This is a genomic window from Rhizobium sp. 05L419 (assembly GCF_056397845.1).
This window is the reverse complement of the sequence record NZ_JBFTOF010000007.1, coordinates 155,081-176,695: the sequence shown is the minus strand read 5'-3', so window position 1 is coordinate 176,695 and position 21,615 is coordinate 155,081. Positions and strand designations below refer to the sequence as shown.

Sequence of the window (21,615 nt, the reverse complement as noted above, 5' to 3'; positions counted from 1 at the left end):
TCGGCTTACAAAGAGGAGGACGGTAATGCTGACCCTATCTAAGAAACTGAAGTCTGCGAGCATCATTGCAATGGCCGTGGCTGCCCTGTCGGCGACGTCCGCGTTGGCTGACGATGTCACTCTGTGGACGCTCAACTTCGACAACAACGCTGCCAATGTTGCTTTGAAGAAGATTGCCTCGGATTTCGAAGCCGCGAACCCCGGCACGCATGTTGAAATTGTCCAACGTGCCGTGGACGAGCATAAAACCGCGTTGCGCGTCGCTGCGGGATCCGACAAGGGCCCGGACATCTATTTCAGTTGGGCGGGCCTCGGCCTCGGCGGCGAGTACGTTAAGGCGGGCCTGTCGCTGCCTCTCGACAAGTACTACACAGAATACAAGTGGAACGACGAGCTGCTGCCGTCGGCTGCAGCATTCGCCGACCTCTATCCGGGCGGCAAACACGGTGTGCCTTTCACGTTCAAAGGCGAAGCCGTTTACTACAACAAGAAGCTTTTCGAGCAGGCTGGCATCAAGGAAGAGCCGAAAACCTACGAAGAATTCCTGGCCACTGCAGAAAAACTGAAGGCTGCGGGTATTCCTGCCTTCACGTTCGGTGGGACCGTCAACTGGCACGTCATGCGCTTGATGGACGTTATCCTCGAAACGAAATGCGGTGCTGAGAAGCATGACGCGCTAAAGGCGATGAAGGTCGACTGGACCAAGGAGCCGTGCGCGACCGACGCTTTCGCGGAATTTGCGAAGTGGACGAAGGACTACACGTTGCAGCCTTTCATGGGCATCGACAACAAGCAATCCTATAGCCTGTTCACGGCAGGCCGCGCTGCAATGATGTTGGAAGGTGACTGGCTGGTCAGCCAGCTCGACGGCAGCGGCGCAAATCTCGACGACTACGGCATCTTCCCCTTCCCGACGAACACCGATCGCCTCTATGGGTTTGCCGAGTACAACTACGTCAGCACCAAGAGCAAGAATCCTGACCTGGCAGCAAAATTCCTCGACTACTTCCTGTCCGACAAGGTTCAGCAGGATCTGGTCGGACAGATCAGCTCGATCTCGGTCAACAAGAATGTTCAGTACACGAACCAGAAGCCTCTTGAAGCCGAGTGGCTCGACATCTTCAAGAAGTACAGCAAGGTGTACATGAACGGCGACCAGGCTTTCCCACTTGACGTCACCACGGAATACTTCCGCATCATCAACGAAGTCGCGTCCGGCAACGTTGCGCCCGCGGAAGCGCCAAAGCAGCTCCAGAGCTTCATCGCAAGCCGGACTTAATTCCTCCCAGAGCACCAGCCGGTCGATCTCAGCGTCCGTCGGCTGGTGTACCATTTAATGAGCTGGCAGGGTCTTTCCACTGCCAGGAGGAGACCATGTCGCTTCGTCAATCAACACATGATCCGCGCGTACAGGCGCTCATTCTGCTCGTCCCAGCGCTGGCGATCTACGCGGTGTTCGCCCTGTACCCGATGCTGAACGTCGTGGTTTTGAGTTTCCAGAAATGGAACGGATTGGATGCAAACCGCCAATTCGTCGGACTAGCGAACTACACGGCAATCTTTACAAAAGACCCCGTCTTTTGGGTGGCCTTCCGCAATACGGTCATCTGGACTGTGATGAGCGTAGTCTTTCCGCCGATGGTCGGCCTGTTGTTGGCGCTCAGCCTCAATCAGAAGATCTTCGCACGCAACAGCCTTAGAGCCATCTTCTACCTGCCGGTTATCATCGCGCCCATAGCTGTCGCGACCATGTGGAAATGGATGTATKATCCATTTTTCGGCCTCTTCAGCCAGATACTGACCTCATGGGGTATGCAGGCCTGGATCAAGGACTGGCTGGGCAACAGGGACATCGCCCTCTATTCCGTCTTCGTCGCTTACATCTGGCAAACCGTCGGATTTTCGATGGTTCTGTTCCTGGCTGGACTGCAAAACGTTTCCCAGACGCTCGTCGAGGCCGCACGCATCGATGGCGCCGGGCGCTGGGCTGTGTTCAAGCACGTGACGGTGCCGGCCTTGCGTCCGACCATCACCATTGTACTGGTGCTTTCCATCATCTCGTCCCTCAAGGCGTTTGACATCGTGTACGGCCTGACCGGTGGCGGCCCGGCCCAGTCAACGCAGATGCTTGCCCTTTGGGCGTTCACGCAGGCGATGCAGATCTTCGATTTTGGTCGCGGCGCGGCCATCTCGGTTGTCCTGCTGCTGATCACGATGGCGGTTGTCATCCCTTACCTCAGATGGACGCAGAAGCACGAGGAGACCGAATCGTGACAGCGGTACCGACCCAAGCCACCGGCATGCATCTTCCTGCCGCCCCCTCTTCCGTGAGGCGGGATCCTATCCTGATCGGTCTCTGGATCGCGCTCGTGATCGTCGCGCTGATATGGGTCGCTCCGTTCGTCTTCATTGTCTTCACTTCGCTAAAGACACCTGCGGCGGTGACGAGTACCGGCGCGTTCATGCCTCCGACGGAGCTTGCCTTCGACAACTACAGCGGCGCTTGGAGCCGGGGCAACTTCGCGAACTCGTTCGTCAACAGCGTCATCATTACCGTTATAAAGGTGCCGCTCGGCCTGATGCTTTCGGCGATGGCGGCCTACGCGCTGGCCAAGATCAAGCTCAAGTTCAGCAAGTTCCTTTTGCTGATTGTCGTCTTCGGCACTATGATTCCCTTCCAGGTGATGCTCGCGCCACTATTCACGCTGGTAAATTCGTTCGGGCTGATTGACACCTATCCGGGCGTTATCCTTCCCTACATCGCCTTCGGTGTTCCATATCAGGTCTTCATCCTGCACGGTTTCTTCAAGGGGATTCCGAAGGAGCTGTCGGAGGCGGCGCTCATTGACGGTGCGACCCATTTCACGATCTTCAGGCGGATATTCCTTCCCGTCTGCCTGCCCGTTCTCGCCGCACTGCTCATTCTCGACTTCGTTTCCACCTGGAACGAATTCGCCATGGCACTCGTCCTGCTCCAGGATCAGCACATGTGGACCCTGCCGCTCGGCCTGATGTCGTTCCAAGGACAGTTTTCCAGCAACTACGGACAACTCAACGCGGCCATCGTCATGACGGTTCTGCCAGCGACGATCGTCTACCTCATGTTCCAACGCTACTTCGTGTCCGGTCTTACGTCCGGTGCGGTCAAGGGCTGAGACAACTAGATATTCTACGAGGAGAGAATTCAATGTCCAATGCAACAGTCGAACGATGGGGAGTGTTCGAGGCTTCATTCAAAGGGCCCTCTGACGGAAACCCCTATCTCGATGTGGCATTCGATGCCATCTTTGCGCACAAGAGCCGCCAGGTACGGGTGCCTGGATTTTACGACGGCGATGGCACCTATCGCGTGCGCTTCATGCCTGACATCGAAGGTGAATGGTCTTTCCGGACGAGTTCCAAGACCGCAACGCTTGACGGAAAGACTGGGTCCTTGGTCGCCACCATGCCCTCGTCTGGCAACCACGGCCCAGTGCGAGTGCGCAACAGGTTCCATTTCGCCTATGCGGACGGAACACCGTTCTTCTCGTTCGGGACCACTTGCTATGCCTGGACGCATCAGCCGCTCGAGATGCAGCAGCAGACGCTGGAGACGTTGAAAAAGACGAAGTTCAACAAGATTCGCATGGGCGTCTTCCCGAAGGACTATCCCTACAACGTGAATGAGCCGCTCTATGCCTGCTTCGAGAAGGGCGCTGACGGAAAAGAAGACTTTGATCGCCCGAACCCAGTACTTTTCCAGCATTTTGACAAGCAGGTAGCTGCGTTGTGCGCACTTGGGATCGAGGCCGACATCATCATGTTCCACCCGTATGACCGGTGGGGATATGCTGACATGTCCGCGCAGCAAGACTACCGCTATGTCGCCTACCTTGCAGCGCGCCTGTCGGCCTATCGCAACATTTGGTGGTCTCTGGCGAACGAATACGACTTCCTGATCGACACCAAGCCGATGGCGCAGTGGGACCGCTACTTCCACATCCTGGAGGAAAACGACCCGTACCAGCACCTCCGTTCGATCCACAACGGCGACGTGAACTCGAACTACGATCACCGCAAACCATGGGTGACGCACACCTGCATCCAGAACCCCGACGTCAAACGTACTCAGGAATGGCGCGACACCTACGGCAAGCCCGTAGTGAACGACGAGCCGGAGTACGAAGGCGACATTCTGGAGTCCTGGGGTAACCTGACTGCGCAGGAATTGGTCCACCGCTACTGGATTACAGCTACGCGTGGTGGCTACACCGGCCACGGTGAGACATACTCCCATACTGAAGACCTAATATGGTGGGCAAAGGGCGGCGAGCTCCACGGAGAAGCCTGGAAGCGCATCGGTTTCCTCCGCGACCTCCTCGATGCGGATGTCAAGAACGGTCTCGATCCGCTCGGTCCAGTGACGCAATGGCCCTGGTCACGCGTCTCTGGCGCACGTGATGGCGACGGCGATTTCCGCCTGATCTATTTCGGCGAGCATCAGCCGGTAATCTGGTCATCTGGTTTGCCCATGGATAGCGACAACTACGACGTCGACCTCATCGACACGTGGGAAATGACTGTCACGCCCGCCAAGAAGGTAGCTGCCCCCATCACACATCCTGTACGCCATGGCGCAGTCGTGCGCGGTGGAAAGCCGGACGCGGCCTTTGGCGTCGTAATTCCGCGCAAGCCGCATCAGGCGCTGCGCGTTCGCGCAAAGCGCTAGTTGAAGGGGTACCAAATGTCTGGATTGAACATCAAGAACGTCAAGAAGTCGTTCGGCTCGGTCGATATCATCCACGGCGTCGATGTTGATATTGCCGATGGCGAGTTCGTCATTCTTGTCGGCCCCTCGGGCTGTGGGAAATCGACGCTTCTGCGCATGATTGCCGGGCTGGAAGAAATTTCGGGCGGCCAGATCAGCATCGACGGTCGAGTCGTGAACGATCTGCAGCCGAAAGACCGCGACATTGCGATGGTCTTTCAGAACTATGCGCTCTACCCTCAGATGACGGTCGCCCAGAATATGGGGTTCGCTCTCGAGCTCGCTGGTGTCAAGCGACCGGAGATCGACAAGAAAGTCAGCGAGGCTGCGGCCATTCTTGGACTGCAGCCTCTGCTTGAGCGCAAACCCGCCCAGTTGTCCGGCGGCCAGCGACAGCGCGTTGCGATGGGGCGCGCCATTGTTCGAGATCCAAAAGTGTTTCTCTTCGATGAACCCCTCTCGAACCTCGACGCCAAGTTGCGCGTCAAGATGAGGGCGGAGATCAAGGCACTTCATCAGCGCCTGAAGACGACGATCGTCTACGTTACTCACGATCAGATCGAAGCCATGACCATGGCCGACAAGATCGTTGTTCTGCAGGGCGGTCGCGTCGAGCAGATAGGCACCCCTTTGGAGCTGTACGATCGGCCGCGGAACGTGTTCGTCGCCGGGTTCCTCGGTTCGCCCGCGATGAACTTCCTGGAGGGAAGTTTACAGGATTCCGGCGGTCCTGCATTTACGCTAGCAGGTGGCTCCCGAGCAAAACTGTCACGCGCCCCGACCGCGTCGGCAAACAGGCCCTTGGTGCTCGGGATCCGCCCGGAAGACATCGCGCTCGGCGGCGACGACGGTATCGACGCGGTCGTGAAGGTCATTGAACCAACTGGCTCGGAAACCCACGTTGCCGTCAACGTGGAAGGCAAGGAACTCACTTGGGTGGTGCGCGAGAGAGTGGCGCTCGTCCCTGAACAGCGTCTTAAGCTCTCGTTCGAAACAGCCAAGGTTCACTTCTTCGATCAACAGACTCAGCAGCGCGTAGAGGCGTAGTTCCGTCGTCGCACCCCACATTCAGTGGCATCGGACCGTTGAGCTCGACGGAATTGCTGGGCGCTCGGCTGCCATTTCGTTGGCCACAGGAAGAAACCGGAAAAAGTCCTGCATTCACCATCTCCATCGTGTGCAGTGAACACAGCTCACAATGTTGAAATACATACTGGCAAGGGGCATGACATCCCGGGAGCAAACCGGGCATGCAATGGTGCAAGTCGAATAGGGCACAATGATCGTCTGAACGTCGGGACATGCCAGACAACACCATTGTCACGTTCACGTCCGACTGGCGTTCGCATCATTGCGAGAGGGCATTGTCGAAATACCGGTTCACCGGCCTTGGCAGACCAAGGTGGTCTCTCAGCGTCGACCCTTCATAGTCGGCCCGGAACAGTCCTCTTCGCTGCAGCTCCGGAACGAGGCGTTCAACGACGTCATCGAGACCCTGGGGAAGATAGGGGAACACGATATTGAACCCGTCAGAGCCGTTGGTGGCCAACCATTCAGCCATTTCGTTCGCGACCGTCTGTGGAGTGCCGACAAATGCAAGACCGTTGTATCCGCCATATCGCTGTGCAAGCTGCCTGACCGTCAGCTTTTCATCGCGGGCGAGTTTCAGCACGTTCTCCTGTCCGGTTTTGCTTGCATTGGATTCGGGAATATTTGGCAACTGCCCATCCAGATCAAACTTTGAGGCGTCGTGGCCAAGGGCAATCGACAAGGATGCGATGCCACTCTCATAGTATACCAAGCTATCGAGTTTGGCCCGTTTGCCCCGCGCCTCATCGACGGTATCGGCGATGATGACGAAGGCGGCAGGAAGAATTTTCAGATGATCTGGATCACGCTCGACGTTCCGCATCCGTCCCTTTATATCCGCATAGAGCGCCTGCCCAGCAAGCAAGTCCCGCGGGGCGCAGAATACCACCTCGGCGGTTTCCGCAGCCAGTTGTCGGCCGGGGTCGGACTGTCCTGCCTGTACGATGACCGGCCAGCCCTGCGGCGCTCGTGCAATGTTCAACGGCCCACGAACGCTGAATTCGTTACTCTTGTGATTGAGGATATGCATCCTTGCAGGATCAAAGAACAGGCCGGACTCGACATCGCGTATGAAGGCGTCGTCGGCGAAGCTGTCCCAAAGACCCGTGACGACGTCGTAGAATTCCCGCGCGCGTTGGTATCGTTCGCCGTGCTCGACTTGCTCATCGAGACCGAAATTCAATGCCGCGTCCGGATTGGACGTCGTGACAATGTTCCAGCCCGCCCGGCCGCCACTGATGTGATCGAGCGATGAAAATCTCCGGGCCACGTGGTAAGGTTCGTCGAATGTCGTGGAAGCGGTAGCGACTAGCCCGATCCGGCTGGTCACCGCAGCAATTGCCGACAGGAGCGTGAAAGGCTCGAAGGACGTCACAGTGTGGCTTCGTTTCAACGCCTCTGTCGGCATGTTGAGAACCGCCAGGTGATCTGCCATGAAGAAGGCGTCAAATTTCGCCGCCTCGAGCTTTTGAGCAAAGGACACGAGATGCTGGAAGTTGAAGTTGGCGTCAGGATAGGATCCGGGATATCGCCATGCACCCGTATGCAAACTGACCGGCCGTATGAATGCCCCCAGATGTAACTTCTCCCTGCTGCCCATCGTATCTCGCTTTCAATATCTGTTTTGGCAATCGCGCGGCCGCGTGGCCTTTCTCCAATCTAGGGAGCGGCGAGGCAGATTTTCCGACCCGCCATGAAAAACCGGAAGACATCGTGAAGATCTCTACCGCCATCAGCCTCGATCCGAAATCCTCCCGGCCGCCGTGGTCGGATCCGATCTTTGTGCCTTCAAACCGTGAACGCTTCGCGGAAGGACGCCAGGGCTACTTCGGGATCTCCGGAGGCAAACGCCTCCATGCTGACCGGCCCCGCATAGCCCATTGTCTTCAAGGCGCGCGCAACGCCTTTCCAGTTGATTTCGCCGGTGCCTGGTTCCATTCGACCGGGAACGTCGGCGACCTGGACCTCTCCTATCCATGGAAGGCATTTCCGGCAGAGCTCGATCAGATTACCCTCGCCGATCTGTGCATGATAGAGATCGAGATTAAGCCGCAACCGGGGATGGTTCACGCTCGAAACGAGAGCAAGCGTGTCTTCGGCGCGGCCAAACGGCACACCCGGATGATCGACTGACAGGTTCAGATTTTCAAGCGTATACGTGACATCTTCTTCTTCAGCCAATTCGACGATACGACAAAGCGTATCTCGTGCTTTCAGCCACATTGACCCGGTGATCAACTCGACCGGCTGGACAGGCAAACCGCCCTCGCCCAAACCTGTTCCGTGAAGATTGAGACGCCGCACATTCAGGCGTTTGCCAACCTGCGCCGTTTGGCGTGCGGACTTCAGGAGCTCGGCGGCGCCTTCATCGTCAGTGAGACGACCCTGCAAGTAGCCGTTCATGATGGTAAAGGTGGCGCCCGTTTCTGCGAGCTTGGCCAGATCGTGTTCCGGCCAGTTCCAGAGGCCGACACCGAAACCCAGATCCTTCAATTTGCTCACCCGCCATTCGATCGGCTGATCGCGCCACAGCATCTCGGCGCAAGCGGCTAGCTGGAATGCCGAATTCATGCAGATTAGACCTCAAGTCGGAGCGTGTTTCGGAACCAGATCGGAAAATCGGACCCCCAGGAACAATTCAAAACGGAAGGTACCACACTGGGCTTCGAAGGAAATGGCGTGAGATTGCCCGTGCGACAGACAGCCCGCAAAAGCCCATGAAGAACGCACGCGCGGCGGCATCTTCCACGCAGAAATCCCCAACGACAGATCTATGGGATTCGTTGGGATCGCGCCTGTTTCGCGTCCCCATGGTCCACGAAAGGGTCGGCTTCTACCCGATTTCGTCCGGACCGCTTGGCGCAGTAGAGCGCCCGGTCGGCCCTTTCTAGAAGACTGGTTAGGTCCACCGTTGGCGAAGTTGTGAAGGACACGCCGATGCTTCCTGTAAATCGCACAATCGTTCCGTCAACGCTTTCCGTCTCCAGCTGCTCGATCTTCCTGCAGAGAAAGCGCGCATACTCAAGTGCGTGATCGGCTGATGGCGCATCGTAGACCAGGACAAACTCTTCGCCGCCAAATCTGGCTGGGAGAGCGTTCGACAGATCCGGAATGTTGGCAAGAAGAAAGGCAAGCGATTTCAAGCAACGATCACCCGTGGGGTGACCGAACCGGTCGTTGATCGATTTGAAATGGTCGATATCGATGAGGAGAACCGCAGGACCAGCGTCGGGAGACGCGCGCTGAATGGCGGCAATCAAGAATTTTTCGAATGTCCGACGATTTGCCAACTCTGTCAGAGGGTCCGTTTCTGCGAGGGCCTGCAACACCACATTCGTGCGTCGAAGCTCGCTGGCGGTGTTTCCGTAAGAAACAATCGCGTCGCCGATCAACGCCAGTTCCCTGAGTACAGGTCTGTTCTTCGCCAATTCCAATGTCTCGCCATTGCCGACCCGGTCAAGGTTTCTGATGGCAGCGACGATTGGAGCCGCAAGGTGGCGGCGAGCGAGCAACAACAGTAGCGCGACAAAGAGCGCCGGCACGCTGAGAACGACGATTACCAGGTAACGAACAGCGACCGCTCTCTTTTGGATCCCTCCGGCGATGTCGTCGGCAACCAAGGCGGAATTGCCGCTTACCTCCTTACCCATGGTATCAATGACCCGCATCGCGCCCTCGTAGGCGATCAGGTCTTTCGTCGACTGGCCGGACGTTTCAGCACTCGGCTGCTCGACGGCCTGATTGGCAAAATGGTCCCGCTGACCATCATGGACGTTCACGATGACTTTGGCGAGGTTCGCGACCTCGCGAGATCCGTCAACCAGAGATGACGCTCCTTCAAATCCGAAACCCTGCGCCAGCGCTTGAATTTGCAGTTGGAGTTGGCGTTCCAGACGTCGGTCCTTCGTGAGAAAAAGCGCCCGCACAAGCGACGACAAGCGCTCGATTTTTACCGCGTTCCGGGTCTGTGAAAGGATTTGCGGAATTTGGCGTTCGCGAGTGGCGATCGCCTCGTGTTCGATTCTGGTCAGCAAAAGCGCAGCTCCAGCCGCCGCAACTGCAGAATAGATAACCACCACGGCCAGCAGGATGCGCCCTGCCGACCGGAGCGAAATTTCGTGCGGCTTCGATAAGCGAGGTTCTTTCAACGGTTTCCCCTAGTAGATGCTAAAGGGAAAGTACTGATCGTTGATCTTGTCGTACACGCCGTTGAGCTTGATCTGCTTAAGAGCCTCATTCACTTTTAGAACGAGAGCGGAGTTACCTTTCCTGGCGGTGATGTGTGCGGAGCTCTGGAGGAAATCGCTGGATATCGGATCTCCGACGTAGCCATATTCGGAGCCTTCCGGTGTTTGCATGAAGCTCAAAAGCTCGATCGCATCACCAATCAGCAAGTCAGCCTTCTTCCCGGCCAGCAGCTCTTGAGCCGAGGGCTGATCTTTGGCGAGAACCGTAATACTCTCCTTGTAGGCCTGCTTTGCGTAGTCGGCCTGAATAGTCCCTTCGGCTGCGGCGATGCGCACCCCCGCCAATGCTGCAGGAGCACTGTCGGTGAACTTCTCGGAGTCTCCGATCAACACGGAATGGGACCGATAGTATGGGGCCGAAAATTCCATCCGCTCGGCACGTTCCTTGGTGTAGGCCATGCTCGCCACGACCAAGTCGTACTTATCACCCTCTAGGCCCTCGATTATCTGATTCCACGGGACGGCCTGGAATGTGCAATCTGCATGGAGCTGATTGCACAGTGCCTTGGCGATATCGACGTCAAATCCCTTCAGCGTTCCGCTGTCGTCAACGAAATTGAAAGGGGGATAGGCACCCTCGGTGGCTACCCGCAAGCGGTCGGTTGAAGACGCAGCGGAAGCAACGATCAACAGAAAACCTATGGCAAGGATAATAGATCGCATTGTCGCAGTTCTCCGTTTGAAACCATGATCGCGCCAAATGACTAAGGAAATCCTCAATTAACCCCTCGAAGTCTTGCTATCCGCAAGATTTGGTTGGGCGATTGTGGCCTGGGCAGGTTCTGCTCGAGAACGGCTTGCGGAGTTGACGTAAACCAGGTTGCAAGCAGGGTTGGCTTCCTATGCGACATGTGTCTGAAACAGTGGCTGATCCACCGTCCCGCTTGGCGCTGGCAAGGATTACGGCAGCGTATAGCCGGCCGATGTGAACAGACGATACCATTCCTGCCGAGACAGCGAGACATCCGCGCCAGCCGCAGAACCCTTCACGCGCTCCGGATTGGTCGTGCCGAGAACAGTTTGAATGTTCGCCGGATGGCGTGCGATCCAAGCCACGGCGATCGCCGAGGCAGAAACCCCGTATTTCGCCGCCAATTCATCAAGCACAACGTTCAACTCTGGGAAATTCTCCCGGTCGTCAACGAAGACGCCACCGAAGAAGCCCCTCTGGAACGGAGACCAGGCTTGCAGGGTCATATTGTTGACGCGGCTGTAGTTGACGAGCTCGCCATCCCGATCCACCGATTGATCGAAGTCCGCCATATTTGCGGCCACGCCAAATGCAATGGACGGTGCATGAGCAACGCTCAGCTGAATCTGATTTGCAACAAGCGGTCGGCTAACCGCCGTTTTTAGAAGCTGAATCTGCCCGGGCGTGTGGTTGGATACGCCAAAATGCCGGACCTTCCCTGCACTGTGTAGCGTCTCGAACGCTTCGGCGACTTCCTCCGGCTCGACCAAGGCATCGGGGCGATGCAGGAGCAGAATGTCGAGATATTCGGTCTTGAGCGCAGCCAGCGACCCGTCGACACGCTGCAGGATGTGCTCCTTTGAAAAATCAAAGAAACCAGGCCTAATCCCGACCTTGCTCTGCACCACGATTTCTTCGCGTTCTGCCGCAGACATGCCGATCGCCGCTCCGAAGCGCGCCTCGCACCGGTGGGGCTCGCCGCCGTATATGTCGGCATGATCGAAAACGTTGATTCCGCTTTCTCGCGCCGTCCTATAAAGCGATCTAATATGACCATCTTCCAACGAGGCGATGCGCATCAGGCCGAGGATGACGCTCGAGACCTGGATTCCGGACCTGGCGAGCTCGAATGTCTTCATTTTGGCAGCTCCACGATTTGCGGCAATTGAGAGATGAGCCGAATTCATCGGTTTCGATTCGGTGGTCGCAAGATAGCCCAAAGGCAACAGGTAACAAGAACGGCTGTTTGGTCTGGGACCACGCAGCAGGGCCGCGGCGCGCCAATGTTTGCCGCGACTGAAGTCTCCCACCATGTCCCGCATCTGCCGGTGGTCGCGATCTGCGTCCTTGTGGCCATGGCTGCATGCGGACGCACCACCACCTTCTGGCCGACCCTCCAAATTGACGAATTGCTGCGCGGCTCGTCATATCGTTTGTTGGCTGTGCGTGAGTTCCGGGGGAGCAAGATGAACTGGATCAGCCAGACCTGTCCTGTATGCATGGGAAGATGCGGCGAAGCATTGCCGAAGATCGGTGACCAACGCGAGATCAGCTGTACCGAGTGCGGCCGATACCGCATCACAGGAACGGCTGAGATCAGTCTTCAAAACGAAGCCGTGCCCGCCCGCCGCGCCCTCCTTCGCCAAGCCGCAGCTATCGCGGCCAGAAGTGCCGATGTGCCTCTGATCGCGAGTTCCCTTCGAGAGCATTGAACCGGGCTTTCCTGGACGTTCCCCCGGCACGGGCAACGATTCGTCGATCACCATATGGCGACGAGCCAAATCGCCACGTACACACCGATCCCTAACACCACCAGCAGTCCGGGTCTAAGCGTCACCCCCCTTGAACGAAGGCCTCACCACTTTTCTCAAGCTGTGGCCGTACGGCCGACTGAGCATGCCTTCATTGGCGATGCGATTGTCGGCAGCATCAATCTCAAGTCCCGCCCGATCGGGCGTCGTGGTCTCCTTTGCCCTCCATCCGCTCCCAAAGCCGTTCTTTCCGGGTCTTCGGCTTCAGCCTGTGGAATGTCCGATCAAGAAAGCGAAGGAAGCGCGTCACATGCATCAGCCGATCAACGACCGAACTCAAATTCTCCAGGCGCTCTGAAAGCACCTCGTTTGCCGTCAGGGCGATCTCCGCTGGAGAATATTCGGGAAAATGTGCAGCAAGCTCGGCATATGGATTGGCTAGCGGGCTTTCGATTATGTCGATCTTCCCGCTGCGATAGAGCAGACGCAAGAGCACCCGCTCGAATGTCCAGTCGTGGACGTCCAGAACCTTGTAGCGCTCGCCTCGCTTCGACGAGAAACCCGCCAGCGTTATCTTTGCACCAAGGTCCAGTGTTGTGAGCCAATAGCACAGTGCAAAGCCCGTCGTCGCGACTTTGGCGCGGGGATAAAAAGGAGCGAACAGTTCCTCCAGGTCCACGTGCCTGACTTTGACATCGCCAAATGCAGCAGCAGGACTGAACTGCTCGTTGTTTCCAATCGTTAGATTGAGAACGCCGAGGAAGCTGCTCGTTTCGAAATATTGCAGAACCTTGGGCACCTTGCCACTTTTCACAAGGTTTGCACCCAGCGTTCCGCTTCGTGAGACGAGAAGCGATTTGCGCGTGAACGGCTCATGCAAAACCTTGTAAACCTTGTTGAAGAAGATGAAGAGCGTAGCTTCCGGGAAGCGCGACATGAGGTCAGCTATGACAACCTCCTCGCTGTTTGCGACCAATACGATGTCGCTATAGCCCAGAAAGAGCGACATCCATTCCTCGGAGCGAATGCTCGACATCGTAGTATCCATCATATCGTGAACCCTGTTGTCGGATCTTCTCGCGTTCTGAACGTCGTGCATTCGAACATCTTTCCTCACAGTGTGATGAAAGATGTCTTTTTACTCGCCGGGTCTTAAGGTCATCTGAGCTTTCCCAGCGGTTTTAACGACGCAGCTATCTGTGATTGCGGTAACATTACTCTACTTTTACAGCCGATCAACGTGTGTCTGAAGCAACGAAACTCGTCAGCCGTGCTGATCTGTCCTCAATTTGATGAGGCGGGCAGGCGCTCCGACGTAGACGCCGAAAGGGACCGTTTCCCCCTTGACGACGCTGTTGGCCCCGATGACGCACCCGTGGGCAAGGTGACAACCCGCCAATACCTTCACACCCGCGCCGATCCAGACATCGTCTTCAATGATCACACGCGCTTTCTTGATACCTTGATGCCTTATCGGAACGGCAGGATCATCGTAGGCGTGTTCAAACGAGGCGATCGCAACGTGAGCGGCGATACGGACGTTGTTGCCGACCGTGATGCCACCATGCCCCAGCAAGATGGAATAGTCGTTGATCGAGACGTTGTTTCCTATCTTGATGTCACCATTCTGCGCGTCGATCACGATCCCACAGCGGGTCCAGATGTGGTCCCCGATCTCGATTTTGCCCTGCTCCCAGCGCAGCCGCGGCCAGTAGCGCATGTTCGGCCTTTTCCCGATCGTTAAAGACCCACTCGAACAATACGAACGCAGCTTGACCAGAAATCCGAGGTTCACGTGTCACACAGGGACGAACTGTGGATCAATCGCGCGCGCTTTGTCCCGCCAGATCTGCGCATACTCGACGTCTTGCCAGTTGTGGAACCAAGGGCCGCCGTTCGTATAATGGACCCCCTTGGGAAAGCCGGCGGATGGCTTCGTGTTCCACCCCTCAAGCCAGTTCCATTCCTCCGGAATCTGCCCGATCTCGCTGTCGGCTGCCCATTGGAGACGATGCAGAAACGCTCCGGTTTGCGTATTGATAAGCTCGGGCGTCAGCGTCCTGGTTGACGGGTGCTCGCAGTTGAAGAGCATAAAGGACGACCAGTTCTTTCTTGGATAGGTCGTTTGCACTTTGCCATCCATCTTCACGCCTTCCTTCGGGACGTAGTCGTGGTGGACGCAGCAGGCCGCCTTTGATTCGTCCTGGAACACAGCGAGTTCGGCGACATCGCCAAAGAACAAAAAATCGCAATCGCAAAACAGGGCCCAGCCTTTGTAACCCGCAAGCCAAGGCGTAAAAAAGCGAGAGTAGGTGAATTCCGTCGAGGCCAGCGGATCGACCGGACGGGTATAAACACCCTGGTCGATCAGCTCTTGCAGTTTGATCGGATGTACATCGACATCGATAGAGGCATTTTCGAGCAAAGTTGTTTTGGCGACCTCGTATGCGATATCTTCACGGGAATCCCATCCAATATAGACTGACAAATCTGCCATCAATCACGTCTCCTCGTTGCCGCGACCTGAGCTTAACCCTGGCAATTTGGACGGATGGATGCTTGCGTGTCAATACGCTATATTAGTAATACTGCTCAACCATAGATGGCCATGGCATCCGGTGGGGACGTCTCGGGCAAGGGACGCGGTTGGCCGCGGACAAGTGCGTCTGGATCATCTGTTGACATCGCGCGGGCTGTCGTATCCCATATCGGCAGGGAGATCGCAGCATGTTCGACCACATATCAATTGGCGTCGCCGATCTGGACCGTTCACAGGCCTTCTACGACGCTGCCCTTGCGGCGATCGGGTATGAGAGGCTGTCCAAATCGGAACGGATGTTGGGCTATGGCCCTGAAAGGGTATCCTTCTGGGTTGCCCAGGCTTTGCGGCCGGTCGTTGCGGATATGGACTCCGGACTTCATTTTTGCTTTGTCGCCCCCAGCGAAAACGCTGTCAGAGAGTTCCATACCAGGGCACTTGCCGCCGGCGGGAGCGACAATGGACCGCCCGGTGTTCGGCCAGAGTATGGACAAACCTACTATGCGGCCTTCGTCATAGATCCGGACGGATACAGGCTGGAAGCCTATTACCGAATGCCGGACTGAGCCGCGGCGCCCTGCTCAAGAAAGCCTCTCGCAATGCCCCAAATACCCGCGTCATTCGACAAGCCCTACGCGGCTTTCTTGTTCGATATGGATGGGACGATCCTTAATTCTCTTGCTTCAGCCGAACGGGTTTGGGGCAGATGGGCAAAACGGCAGGGGCTGGATGTCGATGCATTCCTTCCGACCATGCACGGTTCACGCGGCATCGACACGATAGCCCGCCTTGGGTTGCCGGGTATCGATCCCGAGCGGGAAGCTGCAGCGATAACCGAGGCGGAAATTGACGACGTCGAGGGCTTTGTCGCACTACCTGGTGTGCTGGCTTTCCTGGCTGCACTCGCGCCGGGGCGGTGGACCATTGTTACGTCCTCACCTCTACGTCTCGCTCGGCGTCGACTGGAGGCAGCCGGCTTACCCGTGCCAACCTCCATCGTAACCGCCGAGGATGTTGCAATCGGCAAACCTGATCCGCGCTGTTACATTCTCGCGGCAGAACGCTTGGGCGCGCATCCCGGCGCGTGCCTTGTCTTTGAAGACGTTCATGCGGGTATTCTGGCCGGCGAAGCAGCGGGCGCGGATGTGATGGTCGTAACCGCCGCACAGCATCACCAGATCGAAACCGCTCACCCGACACTATCGTCTTACGATGACGTAAAGCCCGTCCTCTACAACGACGGAAAGATCGGGATAAGGCGAGCTTAGTCGCGCGATCAAGGTTCTGAGCACTCCCTTTTCGCACGTGAGAATGTCGTGCGCTGTCGTCGTGGGTGCCGTTGCCTTTCTCGCCTGGCCGCGTACTCCTATACGCGGCGTGCGAATCTCATCGCGCATAACAGTCATTTTGGGCCGGAGACGAGCTTTGGCGGAGAATTTCGATTTCATCATCGCCGGTGGCGGTTCGGCGGCATGCGTTACAGCGATGAGACTGGTGCGCGATTTCGGATTCTCCGTGCTGATGATCGAGCGCGGGCCTCGCCGGATCGCGCGTTTGATGAGCTTCCCCGCTGGCTACATGAAATATCTGGCTCGCGACGATTTTTTGGAAATGCATCACACCGTGCCCCAGCCGCAGCTCGGCGGCCGTGGCCCCATCGTTCCAGTCGCCAGGGTCCTTGGCGGCGGCAGTGCCGTGAATGCGATGGTGTATATGCGCGGCCAGAAGGAGGACTACGATGGCTGGGCATCCTATCTCGGCGGCAGCAGCGAATGGTCCTACGCCGACCTGCTTCCGCATTTCAAATATGTCGAGGCCAACACGCGTTTCAACAACGAGTATCACGGCATATCGGGCAATCTGCGTATTTCGGAGCCGCGCCACATCTCCGATACGACCGAAGACTTCATCCTCGCGGCGCAGGGACTTGGCCATCCCTACAATCCGGATTTCAACGGCGCCAGGCAAAACGGCGTCGGTATCATGCAGCACACCTTCGGGACATGGGGCGGCCGGACAGCACGCTCGGATGCGAAGAAGGCGTTCCTCGATCCGCTTGCGGGCGACAAGCGCCTGGAGATCGTAACGGATGCGCGCGTCGACCGCATCCTGATCGAAAACGGACGCGCCGTTGGCTTGATCTACAAAAGGAACGGAGAAAACCACACGGTTCACGCCGGCCGCGAGGTTCTTGTCGCCGCGGGAACCTATAATAGCGCCAAGCTGATGATGTTGTCCGGTCTCGGGCCGGCTGATCATCTGCGCGAGCATGGCATTGAGGTTCACGCCGATCTTCCAGGCGCAGGCGCAAACCTGCAGGACCATCACGAGGTTCCTGTCGTCGCGACCACCAAGGCAAAATCCGGCTACTTCGGCGAGGACAAGGGTTGGCCGATGATCCGTAACGGCCTGCAGTATCTGCTCTTCAATTCCGGTCCCGTGACGACGACGGGCATCGAGGCCTGCCTGTTCTACGACCCGGACGGTGGCGAGCGGCCAACGATCCAGCTCTACTGCGCACCGATCGTCTACCTCGATCGAGACGTCTCTTGCGCAAAACCGACCCATGGGGTCACGTTCACCTCGTGTCTGCTGCGCCCCAGGGCCCGCGGGAGCGTCAGACTTCGTTCGGCAGACCCCGCCGCCCAACCCGTGATCGACTGCAATTTCTTCGGCCATCCCGATGATCTTCGCCTGACGCTCGCATCGCTGAAGACCGCGAGAGATCTTCTGGAGACGGAACCGTTCAAATCGAAGATCGCCGTCGAGCTCCTGCCAGGCAAGGCGCTGCAGGACGAAGGTGCGCTGGCCAGATTTGCCGGCGAGACGGTCAAGACCAACTACCATCCTTCAGGCAGTCTGCGCATGGGGCCCGACAGAGACCCTATGGCAGTCGTCGATACGCGATTGCGGGTGCGCGGCATAGAAGGACTGCGGGTCATCGACTGCTCCATCATCCCGTTCATACCCTCTGGCAATACGAACGCGCCTGCCATGGCCATCGGGTCCAAAGCTTCAGAGTTGATAGCGGCCGACCACCAGCCGGTCTCGGGGCCCGTTTCCAGGGGTTGAAGCGTCCCTGCGGGCTGCATGAGAAGACAATCGTGCCTTCTCACGCAGATAGTCCTCAGGCTGCAGCATCCCAGACTGGTGCAAGGCCGTCCGGGCTGACGATCCGGCCGTCCGGCTTCGCGAGAGCGTGAACCGCGGCCATCTCCTGGGCGGTGAGAGCAAAGTCGAAGATCTCGATGTTTTCGGAAGCTCGCGCCTCGCCAACCGTCTTGGACAGGGCGACGATCCCGTCCTGCTGGACCAGCCAGCGCAACACCACTTGCGCAACGGATTTGTTGTGCGAAGCCGCAATGTCCTTGAGAAGCGGATCGATGAAGACTTTTCCATCAGCCATCCCGTAATAGCCGGTGACAGCCATACCCGCCTCCTTTGCGGCTTGGAGGATGGGCGTTTGATCAAGGTAGGGATGATACTCGATCTGGTTGGTGATGAGAGGTGACGTGCTGAGTTTGATTGATTCGGCCATCAACGCGGTGTTGAAATTGGACACTCCAATGTGGCGAACCTTGCCTGCATCCTTCACGGCGTTGAGTGCTCCGACCTGATCTGCGAGAGGTACGGCATCATTCGGCCAATGCAACAGCAGTAGATCCACATAGTCCGTCTTCAACTTCGCCAGGCTCTCCTCGACCGACGTGACGAAAGTCGCGGGCCGGTAGTTTTCGACCCAGACCTTGGTGGTCAGGAAAATGTCGCCGCGCGCGACGGCTGACAACTTGATGGCATCGCCGACCTCCGCTTCATTGCCGTATATCTGCGCGGTGTCGATGTGGCGGAAGCCGATCTTCAGCGCATGCGGCAGGATTTTGAGGACATCCGGGCCCGGCAGACGGAAGGTGCCGAAGCCAAGAGCCGGGATCGAAGCGCCGTTGGCGTTTACGTCATGCATTTCGTTTCTCCTTGTGGTTCCGCAGCCTGAAGGGCAGCAGATAATTGGATGTTCGGACGCAGATTTGATGGACTTCCTGCAACGGGGTCGCCGTCGCCGAAGTTTAAGCGGCCTTGAGTTCCGGCGTCGCGTTCCGGTCGAGCGAGCCGCTCCAGATCGTCAGGAGCAGAGCGCCGCCGACCAGGATCGCACCGATCCACGGCGTCCCGGTCAGGCCAATCGGGGATGCGACAACGAGACCGCCGAGCCAGGCACCAATTGCGATCCCTAGATTGAAGGCGGCAATGTTGAGCGCCGAGGCCACGTCGACCGCGCCGGGGCGATATTGCTTGGCAAGTTGGACGACATAGAGCTGCAGACCCGGTACATTGGCGAACTGCAGAAAACCAAGCGCAGCAAGCGTGACGACCGTCAGGACCGGGGACACCGACGTGAAGCTGAAGACAACAAGCACGATGGCCTGAAGGGCAAACAGGATAATCAGCGCCCTGACAGGATCGTGGTTGGCGATCCTGCCGCCGACGATATTGCCGATCGCGATTGCGATGCCGTAGACGACGAGGATCAGGCTGACGCCGCCCTCCGAAAAGCCGGTCACCTGCTGCAGGATGGGCGCAAGATAGGTGAACGCGACGAACGTACCGCCGTAGCCCAGCGCGGTCATTGCAAAGACAATGAGAAGGCGTGCGGACCCAAGCACCAGGACTTGATCGAGCAGCCTTGCGGGCTCCGCTTTGCTGAGGTTATTGGGCAGCAGCGCTGCGATGCCGACAAAGGCTACGACGCCCAAGCCGGTGACTGCCCAGAAAGTCATCCGCCAACCGAACGTCTGCCCGATGAGCGTGCCGATCGGGACCCCGGTCACGATTGCCACGGTCAAGCCCATGAACATCATCGCGATCGCTGATGCACGGCGATCCTCCGGCACCAGGTCGGCAGCGATGGTGGAACCCACGGAGAAAAAGACGCCGTGCGCAAAGGCTGCCAGGATACGAGCAATGAGGAGGATCTGATAGTTGGTCGAAAGCGCCGCGATCATATTCCCGGCGACGAAGAGCGCCATCAGACCGAGGAGGAGAGGCTTTCGCTCCACCCGGCTGGTCAACGCCGTCAACACGGGTGCGCCGAAGGTAACACCAAGTGCATAGACGCTGACGATCAACCCAGCGAGTGGAAGCGTGATGTGCAGATCTGACGCAACCGTCGGCAAAAGTCCGACAATCACAAATTCGGTGGTTCCGATCGCATAGGCTGCGAGGGTCAGTGCAAAAAGAGCAATTGGCATGGCGTTGGTCCGCTTGAACGAGCCGAATGGTCGGCGGTTGAGATGTCGGACTGGTATATGCAGGGCATTCACTATCCCGATAAGGCGATATATCGTCCAAATACTTATGAAACAAATTCACAGGAGTGGTCGTGGACAACCGGGCGGGTGAGATGGAAGTCTTTATACAGGCCGCGAGACTGCAGAGCTTTTCAGCTGCAGGACGACAACTGCGGCTATCGCCCTCCGCCGTCAGCAAGCTTGTCACCAGGCTCGAAGAACGGCTTGGAACCCGGCTGGTCGTCCGCACGACCCGCCAGTTGCGGCTGACACCGGAAGGCGAAGTCTACTTCGCGCGCGCAAAGCGCATTCTCGAAGACATCCACGAGGCGGAACAGGTCGTGTCGGCGGGGGGAGTGGTGGTGCCGCGGGGTCGGCTGCGGGTCAGTGTCTCCGTGGCGTTTGGCGTGCGCTATGTGGTTCCCATCATTCAGGATTTTCTCGACAAGTATCCGGAGGTCCAGCTGGAACTCTCCTTGACGGACGGCCTCATCGACATCGTGGGCGAAGGCGCCGACGTGGCAATCCGGTCCGGCGACCTCACAGATACCGCGATGAAAGCACGAAAGCTCCTGGAGAGCCGCCGTATCATCGTGGCGTCGCCGGCCTATCTCGCTTCCGCCGGCAGACCCTCCAGTCCGGATGAACTGGACCAGCACAATTGCCTTACCTTCAGTTTCAGACCGACCTGGGAGGAATGGCCGTTTCGAGATCCTGTTTCAGGAACCAGCTTCCTGAAGATTGTTCATGGGAATTTCGAAAGCAACAACGGTCCCACTGTGCGAGCGCTTTGCCTTCAGGGAGCCGGCTTGGCCCGTGTGGGCCGGTTTCATGTTCAGCCTGACATCGATGCCGGAACGCTGGTTCCCGTGCTCGAGGAATTTAACCCCGAAGACATAGAACGGATCCATGCCGTCTACCCCGGACATGAGCATCTGGCGACGAGAATACGTGCTTTTATCGACTTCCTTGTCGAGCGTATAAGATAGCCTCAAACACGTTGCAACGACCGTTGCGGGATATCGGCCGGTTGTCTCGAAGCCTCCCCCGAAACACAGCGTGGATCGGGTGAGGCGGAGGCGTCATATCGCGAAGCCCGACCTCGAGATCATCATGCATATCCCAGATCGACTTGCAAAAGAGCCTTGCCCCTCATCGATCGGCCAGTGGCACACGGAGGCTTCCACCCCTTTCCCGTTGTGCGCCCAAGGATGCGAAAAACGCTTTGCCAAAAGCGCTTTGATGATAATTCTTCTACGCTGGATA

The 21,615-nt window shown here is 57.6% G+C and carries 20 protein-coding genes; 10 read left to right on the top strand and 10 right to left on the bottom strand.

The genetic code is table 11. The features are described from left to right. Window positions 1–25 precede the first annotated feature (25 nt). From AC1DMK_RS11960 to AC1DMK_RS11940, 5 genes are all read left to right on the top strand, one after another. Window positions 26–1,279: an extracellular solute-binding protein gene (locus AC1DMK_RS11960; protein ID WP_037061828.1), complete on the top strand. Its 1,254-nt coding sequence runs from the start codon at window positions 26–28 to the stop codon at window positions 1,277–1,279. A 95-nt stretch (window positions 1,280–1,374) separates the two neighbouring features. Further along, window positions 1,375–2,274, top strand: coding sequence for a carbohydrate ABC transporter permease (locus AC1DMK_RS11955; protein WP_477859192.1), 900 nt, complete (start codon window positions 1,375–1,377; stop codon window positions 2,272–2,274). Continuing rightward, the gene (locus AC1DMK_RS11950; RefSeq protein WP_196246749.1) at window positions 2,271–3,155 is read left to right on the top strand and encodes a carbohydrate ABC transporter permease; all 885 of its coding nucleotides are present in this window, start codon (window positions 2,271–2,273) and stop codon (window positions 3,153–3,155) included. The genes AC1DMK_RS11955 and AC1DMK_RS11950 overlap by 4 nt, the downstream gene beginning before the upstream one ends. A gap of 32 nt (window positions 3,156–3,187) precedes the next feature. After that, complete coding sequence (locus tag AC1DMK_RS11945; protein WP_477859189.1) at window positions 3,188–4,708, top strand: DUF5060 domain-containing protein; 1,521 nt, start codon at window positions 3,188–3,190, stop codon at window positions 4,706–4,708. A 15-nt stretch (window positions 4,709–4,723) separates the two neighbouring features. Next, the gene (locus tag AC1DMK_RS11940; RefSeq protein WP_477859187.1) at window positions 4,724–5,794 is read left to right on the top strand and encodes an ABC transporter ATP-binding protein; all 1,071 of its coding nucleotides are present in this window, start codon (window positions 4,724–4,726) and stop codon (window positions 5,792–5,794) included. A 301-nt stretch (window positions 5,795–6,095) separates the two neighbouring features. On the opposite strand, the gene AC1DMK_RS11935 is transcribed toward AC1DMK_RS11940, so the two are convergent. From AC1DMK_RS11935 to AC1DMK_RS11915, 5 genes are all read right to left on the bottom strand, one after another. After that, the gene (locus tag AC1DMK_RS11935) at window positions 6,096–7,436 is read right to left on the bottom strand and encodes an LLM class flavin-dependent oxidoreductase (protein ID WP_477859185.1); all 1,341 of its coding nucleotides are present in this window, start codon (window positions 7,434–7,436) and stop codon (window positions 6,096–6,098) included. A gap of 188 nt (window positions 7,437–7,624) precedes the next feature. Continuing rightward, window positions 7,625–8,407, bottom strand: a complete 783-nt coding sequence (locus tag AC1DMK_RS11930; RefSeq protein WP_477859183.1) for a TIM barrel protein — start codon at window positions 8,405–8,407, stop codon at window positions 7,625–7,627. A 200-nt stretch (window positions 8,408–8,607) separates the two neighbouring features. Next, window positions 8,608–9,984, bottom strand: a complete 1,377-nt coding sequence (locus tag AC1DMK_RS11925) for a GGDEF domain-containing protein (RefSeq protein ID WP_477859181.1) — start codon at window positions 9,982–9,984, stop codon at window positions 8,608–8,610. Window positions 9,985–9,993: 9 nt separating this feature from the next. Beyond that, window positions 9,994–10,746, bottom strand: a complete 753-nt coding sequence (locus tag AC1DMK_RS11920; protein ID WP_477859179.1) for a transporter substrate-binding domain-containing protein — start codon at window positions 10,744–10,746, stop codon at window positions 9,994–9,996. Between the two features lie 237 nt (window positions 10,747–10,983). After that, entirely contained in the window at window positions 10,984–11,913 is a 930-nt protein-coding gene (locus AC1DMK_RS11915; protein ID WP_037062040.1) for an aldo/keto reductase, read from the bottom strand. A 144-nt stretch (window positions 11,914–12,057) separates the two neighbouring features. Here AC1DMK_RS11915 and AC1DMK_RS11910 point away from each other — a divergent pair, with 144 nt between their 5' ends. Then, window positions 12,058–12,486: a hypothetical protein gene (locus AC1DMK_RS11910; RefSeq protein WP_477859176.1), complete on the top strand. Its 429-nt coding sequence runs from the start codon at window positions 12,058–12,060 to the stop codon at window positions 12,484–12,486. Between the two features lie 223 nt (window positions 12,487–12,709). Here the strand turns inward: AC1DMK_RS11910 and AC1DMK_RS11905 are convergent, their stop codons facing one another. The 3 genes from AC1DMK_RS11905 to AC1DMK_RS11895 all read right to left on the bottom strand — a co-directional run bounded on the left by AC1DMK_RS11905 (window position 12,710) and on the right by AC1DMK_RS11895 (window position 15,022). Then, a complete protein-coding gene (locus AC1DMK_RS11905) occupies window positions 12,710–13,561 on the bottom strand; it encodes a 3-deoxy-manno-octulosonate cytidylyltransferase (RefSeq protein ID WP_477859175.1) in 852 nt (283 codons plus the stop codon). A 228-nt stretch (window positions 13,562–13,789) separates the two neighbouring features. Then, the gene (locus AC1DMK_RS11900; RefSeq protein ID WP_080725490.1) at window positions 13,790–14,245 is read right to left on the bottom strand and encodes an acyltransferase; all 456 of its coding nucleotides are present in this window, start codon (window positions 14,243–14,245) and stop codon (window positions 13,790–13,792) included. Window positions 14,246–14,323: 78 nt separating this feature from the next. Continuing rightward, window positions 14,324–15,022 carry a glycosyltransferase gene (locus AC1DMK_RS11895; protein ID WP_477859173.1) on the bottom strand — a complete coding sequence of 233 codons (699 nt, stop codon included), beginning with the start codon at window positions 15,020–15,022 and terminating at the stop codon, window positions 14,324–14,326. Window positions 15,023–15,252: 230 nt separating this feature from the next. On the opposite strand from AC1DMK_RS11895, the gene AC1DMK_RS11890 reads away from it, so the two are divergent. The 3 genes from AC1DMK_RS11890 (at window position 15,253) to AC1DMK_RS11880 (ending at window position 18,136) form a co-directional block, all read left to right on the top strand. Next, entirely contained in the window at window positions 15,253–15,630 is a 378-nt protein-coding gene (locus AC1DMK_RS11890; RefSeq protein WP_477859171.1) for a VOC family protein, read from the top strand. A gap of 33 nt (window positions 15,631–15,663) precedes the next feature. Beyond that, window positions 15,664–16,332, top strand: coding sequence for an HAD-IA family hydrolase (locus AC1DMK_RS11885; protein WP_477859169.1), 669 nt, complete (start codon window positions 15,664–15,666; stop codon window positions 16,330–16,332). Window positions 16,333–16,489: 157 nt separating this feature from the next. Continuing rightward, entirely contained in the window at window positions 16,490–18,136 is a 1,647-nt protein-coding gene (locus AC1DMK_RS11880; protein WP_477859167.1) for a GMC family oxidoreductase, read from the top strand. A 55-nt stretch (window positions 18,137–18,191) separates the two neighbouring features. Here AC1DMK_RS11880 and AC1DMK_RS11875 read toward each other — a convergent pair whose 3' ends face one another. Both AC1DMK_RS11875 and AC1DMK_RS11870 read right to left on the bottom strand, forming a co-directional pair. Next, entirely contained in the window at window positions 18,192–19,025 is an 834-nt protein-coding gene (locus AC1DMK_RS11875) for an aldo/keto reductase (protein ID WP_477859165.1), read from the bottom strand. Window positions 19,026–19,128: 103 nt separating this feature from the next. Continuing rightward, window positions 19,129–20,310, bottom strand: a complete 1,182-nt coding sequence (locus AC1DMK_RS11870) for an MFS transporter (RefSeq protein ID WP_477859163.1) — start codon at window positions 20,308–20,310, stop codon at window positions 19,129–19,131. A 131-nt stretch (window positions 20,311–20,441) separates the two neighbouring features. On the opposite strand from AC1DMK_RS11870, the gene AC1DMK_RS11865 reads away from it, so the two are divergent. Then, a complete protein-coding gene (locus AC1DMK_RS11865) occupies window positions 20,442–21,338 on the top strand; it encodes a LysR family transcriptional regulator (protein WP_477859162.1) in 897 nt (298 codons plus the stop codon). Window positions 21,339–21,615: the final 277 nt, after the last annotated feature.